We start from the raw sequence: 5,412 nt of genomic DNA on the forward strand, positions 1-5,412 counted from the left end.
TTTCAGCGTCCTTGCGCTGACCGGCTTTGTCGCGGCCGTGTGGTTCGCCGGCCCGCTAATCGTGTTCGCTGACACCCGTCCTCTGGCGACTGCCTGGCCGCGCATCGCTGTTATCGGCCTAGTGGTGGCAATGGTTGTGGGCTTCTATCTGCTCCGATCTTTGCATGCCCGCAACGCACAAAAGGCGCTGGCAGCGGCAGTGGCGAGCGATAGCGAGTATGACGGCGATGCCCGGCAACTCGAAACGGGCATGACCAAGGCCATCGCGACGCTCAAACGCGCCAGCGGCAAACACAACTTTCTCTACGAAGTGCCTTGGTATCTCATCATCGGCCCGCCTGGTGCCGGCAAGACCACCGCGCTGGTCAATTCGGGCCTGAATTTTCCGCTCGCCGTGTCCGGTGCCGCCCAACCAGTACCCGGCATCGGCGGTACCCGAAACTGCGACTGGTGGTTCACCGACGAGGCTGTCCTGATCGACACTGCCGGCCGCTATACGACGCAGGACTCCGATGCCGACAGCGACCGCAAGGGCTGGTTTGCATTTCTGTCGCTACTGAAGAAGTACCGCGCCCGACAGCCTATCAACGGCGTGATCGTAGCAATTAGCCTTTCCGACGTGATGACGTCAGGCGATCAGGAACTCGGAGCCCATGCCATTGAAATCCGCAATCGCCTGCAAGAGATCCACGAGACGCTGAAAATCAGCTTCCCGGTCTATGTCCTGTTCACCAAGGCCGACCTGATCGCCGGCTTCATGGAGTGTTTCGGCGGTCTCGTCGAAACCCGCCGGCGCATGGTGTGGGGTGCCACATTCCAAGATGCGGATCACAAGACAAATATGGTTGGCACTGTGCCTGCTGAGTTCGACGCGCTCGTCCACCGCCTGGCCGAGCAAGTACCAGACCGGTTGCAGGAGGAACCCGATCCGGTCGCGCGCGTCTCAATCTTCGACTTTGCCGCGCAGTTCGCCTCGCTCAAGCAGCGCAGTGCGGATTTTCTCAACCGCGTCTTCGAGCCGACGAAAAAGCAGTCAAGCGCCATATTGCGCGGGTTTTATTTCTCCTCCGGCACGCAGGAAGGCACCCCGATCGACCGGGTGCTCGGCGCCATCGGTCGAAGCTTCGGCAGTGGGTCTCATGTTCATCTGTCGGGCACCGGCAAGAGCTTTTTCCTGCACGATTTGCTCGCAAAGGTCATCTTCGCCGAAGCAGGCTGGGTTTCTTACGACGAAGCCGCCGACCGGCGCGCCAGGATTTCTCGCTATGCCGGCGTCGGTGCCGTCGGCTTGCTTGCTGCTGGGGCACTCGGTGCTATGGCGATGAGCTACACCGCCAACAAGGCGCTGATCGCTGCCACCTATCAGGCGGCGGAAAACTATAGTTCGTCGGCCAGCGCCTTGCTCCAGGCGGAAACCGTGTCCGATGTCGATCTTGAAAACGTCATTGATGCACTGGAGAGCGTTCGCGGTCTGCCAACCGGCTATGAGAACCGCGACCTGCCGACGCCGCCTCAGGAAGCGCTTGGGCTGAGCCAGCGCGCGCGGCTGCTTTCGGCATCGGAAACGACCTACCGGCTGGCATTGGAGCGGATGTTCCGCACGCGGCTCTTGCTTCACGTCGAGCACACGATCGAGGCCAAGATGAGCGATCCGGCCGCGCTCTATGAGGCGCTGAAGATCTACCYCATGCTTGGCGGCGAGGCACCTAAGGTCGAGGATGAGCAGATTGTTTCCTGGCTGAGGAAAGATTGGGAGCAAAACCGTTACCCCGGGCCGCAAAATCGCGAAGGGCGCCTGATACTGGAAAAGCACCTGCGCGCGATGCTGGCGCTCGATGACGAGTACAACCCATCGCTTGAGCTCAATCGCCCTGTCGTCGAAGCCGCACAGCGCGCGCTTGGCCGCATGACCGTCGCCGACCGTGCCTCTTCCCTGATCGCCTCGGCAATTTCGGCCGCCCCGCTCGCTGACTTTGCTGTGGCAACGAGAGGCGGCCCAGCAGCAAAATTGATCTTCGAAACTGTCGACGGCAGCGATCTGTCGACGCTTCGCATTCCCGGCCTCTACACCTACGCCGGCTTCAACGATTTCTACCTGGGACAACTCGCTGGCATCGCCCAAAGGCTTGTCGACGAACAATGGGTGATCGGCGCCGGTGGCGAGCAAGGGAATGTCGAGCAGGAATTGCTGAGGCTTGGGCCTGAATTGCTCGACCGCTACAGCAATGAATTCTCAGGCGCATGGAATGGCGTCCTCGACAGGCTGAAGTTCAAATCAATGTCGGCGGACAAGCCTGAATATCTCGCCCTTTCGGCCGCGGGTTCGCCCAGTTCGCCGCTCGCGCAATTGTTTGAGGCGATCGCGCGCGAAACGGCATTGACGCGCGGCGACACGCCTGGCACCGGCGAAGCCGAAGCGCACGCCGACGGCCTCGCCCGCATAGGCATCGAACTCGCCGGTCGCAAATCCAACACTCGTGCTGGTGCCGCATTCGCGAACGCACCGACTTTGGTTCCGGGGGCAAACATTGAGGCACAGTTCCGGCCATTCCAGCTTCTTGTCGACGGCCGTCCCGGTCAGCGCCCGGTCGATGCGCTGATCCAGAATTTCCACGCCATCTACCAGAGCCTGACAATCTCAGCCGCCGCACCGTCGCAAGCCGGCCGCGTCAACGCCAATCTCCAGCTGCAGATATCCAACCTCCGTGCCAACGCGTCTCGCCTGCCCAAGGCACTTTCGCGGATGGTTCATGCTGCGGCCGACGATTTCGAAGGCCTTGTTGCCGAAACCTCGGTCGCGCAACTCAATCAGGCGCTTGAGGAAACAGTCAGCGGGCCGTGCGAGGAAGCGATCGCCAATCGCTATCCGTTCGGCGGGGGCGCCAGTCAGGACGTGCCAATCAGTGATTTCGCCCGCCTTTTCGCGCCCAGCGGCATCATCGATCGGTTTTTCGCGCAGAACCTGGCATCCTTTGCCGACATGTCGGGCCAAGAGTGGCAGTGGAAGCAGGAGGCACGCCTCGGCCGCGGGCTGTCCAAGTCAACGCTGAAGCAGTTCCAGCTTGCCGCCGAGATTCGAGATGCATTCTTTCCACTTGGAGGATCAACGCCTGCTGTCAACATCACCTTCACGCCGTTTTCGCTGCATGGCGACGCCGACATGGCCTTGCTCAACGTCAACGGACAGGTCGTTCAAAGCTATCAGAACGGCAGCAGCCCAGGTATCGTCACCTGGCCGGGCAGCATGCCCGCCGGCGCTGCCAATCTCAGCCTGACGCCGGAGCTTCCCGGTCGCGAGTCCGCCATCAGGTTCGAAGGGCCATGGGCGTTGAAGCGGTTGCTCGATGCGGGAATCTCCACCCGCAACGGTGACAATCTTGAGCTGMGCTTTGTCATTGGCGGCCGCGACGTCGCCTACACAGTCCAGATAAACCCGCCCGGCAACCCCTTTTCACTTGCTGCATTCTCCGGCTTCACGTGCCCGAAAGGCCTTTGATATCGCCAGGAATCACACCGACGATCTGGTGCATGTTAATTTCTGTACTCTAACGCCTAGGCCTGTGGCAGACTGAAAGGCGCGAGCGCTTAATACGCAACGCAGAGGGGCGCCCGAGAAGCGCTTGAGGCAGTTGAGCAATGTCGCCCTCCCCTTCGAAAGTTATGGCGTAAGCCACAAGGGCTGCGTCCGCCAAGTCAATGAAGACAGCTATCTTATAGAACCCCGCAGTGGCCTGTGGGTGGTCGCCGACGGTATGGGTGGGCATGACGCCGGAGAAGTCGCTTCTGCCAGCATCGTCGAACACCTGTCGACGATCGGCATCGCTAGTTCCGCGCCGGACCTGCGCGCACGTTTCGTCGACCGGCTGAGATTAGCGCATTCCGATATCCGCGAGATTTCGGATTCGCGTGGCGTGACCATTGGCTCCACCGTCGCAGCGTTGTTAGCCATCGACGGCAAATTCGCCTGCCTTTGGCTCGGCGACAGTCGCGTCTATCTAGTGCGCGACGGCGCGATCTCTCAGGTCTCGCACGATCATACCGAGGTGCAGGAACTGCTCGACCGCGGCGCAATCACGCCGGAAGAAGCGCAAACTTGGCCACGTCGCAATGTCATCACGCGCGCCATTGGCGTCAGCGACGACATCAACGTCGACTTCCAGCAAGGCGATCTCTTGCCCGGCGACATCTTCGTGCTTGGAACGGACGGGCTGACTGCGCATGTCAGCGACGCCGAGATCGAAACGGCAGTGATCTCGGCTACGGCCCAGGCAGCATGCGAAGATCTGCTAGCAAAGGTTCTCGCGCGCGGCGGAACAGACAACGTCACCATTGTCCTGGTGCGGATTGGGGGCGCAACCGACAGTGCATCTTCTGAACCTTTGGTGGGAAGCCGATAGAGGCCGGCGACACGATGCGAACGGGATCGGGCGCGTTCCCCATGCCGGTCGCGCGATGCTTGCCGCCAGTGGCATGGCCCTGTTGTCGGTTTTGTTTGCGCCGAGCGAAGCGAGAGCAGAATTCACCGTCTGCAACCAGACGCTCGACGTCGTCAATCTCGCCGTCGGCCAACAGATCGATGCAGCCTTCCAGACCGACGGCTGGTGGACGATTGGCGCAAACCAGTGCGTAAACGTCATTCGCGATGAACTGACCAATCGCTACATCTACATCTACGCAACGGATGTCTTCGGCAATGCGATCCTCAGCGGCTCGACGGACATGTGCGTTGAGCGCAAGCGCTTCACGGTGCGCGGCATCGACGAATGCTGGCAGCGCGGCCACATCGCTGCTCGGTTCTTTGAAGTGGACACGCTTGAACAGGCGCGCTGGACCTTCTTCCTGACCGGGCGATCGCCATGACGCATGGCATCGATGCGAGCTTCAAGCAGCAAAAACAACAGCGAATGGCACGGCGCGAACGATCTCGCCGGCTAAAGGCTATTGTCGCTGCGGGTGTCCTTGCGCTGCTCGCCGTGGCCGGTACCGCCTATCTCACCTCTGACTACTGGTCCTTTGGCGAATATGAAGGAGATCTTCAGCCAACCGAAGAAGCGGATATCGTGCCGTCGGATGCTTCTGTCTACGTGCCGGCTATCGTCGATCTTGCCGGCGACCCAATGTGGATCAATTTGGCGCATGAAGCTGGGGCGGAAACAAAGCGTCGTTCCGTTGCGCGCCCCGTCGAACTTACCCAGGACGGCATTTCGCCAAAGATCGAATTTCTCGCAGACACGATGCTGAGTTCCAGCGAGCGCTTCATGACGTCCATCCCATCGACGCAGGAGGACTTTGCATTTTTCCAGGCGCAGCGCGCGGTGGTTGAAMCAACAGCCGGCCAGCAGGCTGATGATCAGGCGGCTCCGCCAACTGATGTCGATCTTGACCAGGCCGAGGCCGAAGGCAGTCTACCAT

General features: G+C 60.7%; 3 protein-coding genes and 1 pseudogene. All 4 read left to right on the top strand.

Annotated features, from left to right (window positions below):
• The coding region (gene tssM / locus AC1DUU_RS21705; RefSeq protein WP_476785460.1) for a type VI secretion system membrane subunit TssM at positions 1–3,496 on the top strand (3,496 nt) is incomplete at its 5' end.
• A 133-nt stretch (positions 3,497–3,629) separates the two neighbouring features.
• Complete coding sequence (locus tag AC1DUU_RS21710; RefSeq protein WP_476785462.1) at positions 3,630–4,397, top strand: PP2C family protein-serine/threonine phosphatase; 768 nt, start codon at positions 3,630–3,632, stop codon at positions 4,395–4,397.
• Between the two features lie 55 nt (positions 4,398–4,452).
• The gene (locus tag AC1DUU_RS21715; protein ID WP_476785461.1) at positions 4,453–4,860 is read left to right on the top strand and encodes a DUF1036 domain-containing protein; all 408 of its coding nucleotides are present in this window, start codon (positions 4,453–4,455) and stop codon (positions 4,858–4,860) included.
• Positions 4,857–5,412: pseudogene (locus AC1DUU_RS21720) on the top strand (M23 family peptidase); the annotation flags it as partial. The gene AC1DUU_RS21715 and the pseudogene AC1DUU_RS21720, both read left to right, overlap by 4 nt.

The organism is Aminobacter sp. P4_H6_2, from assembly GCF_056400805.1.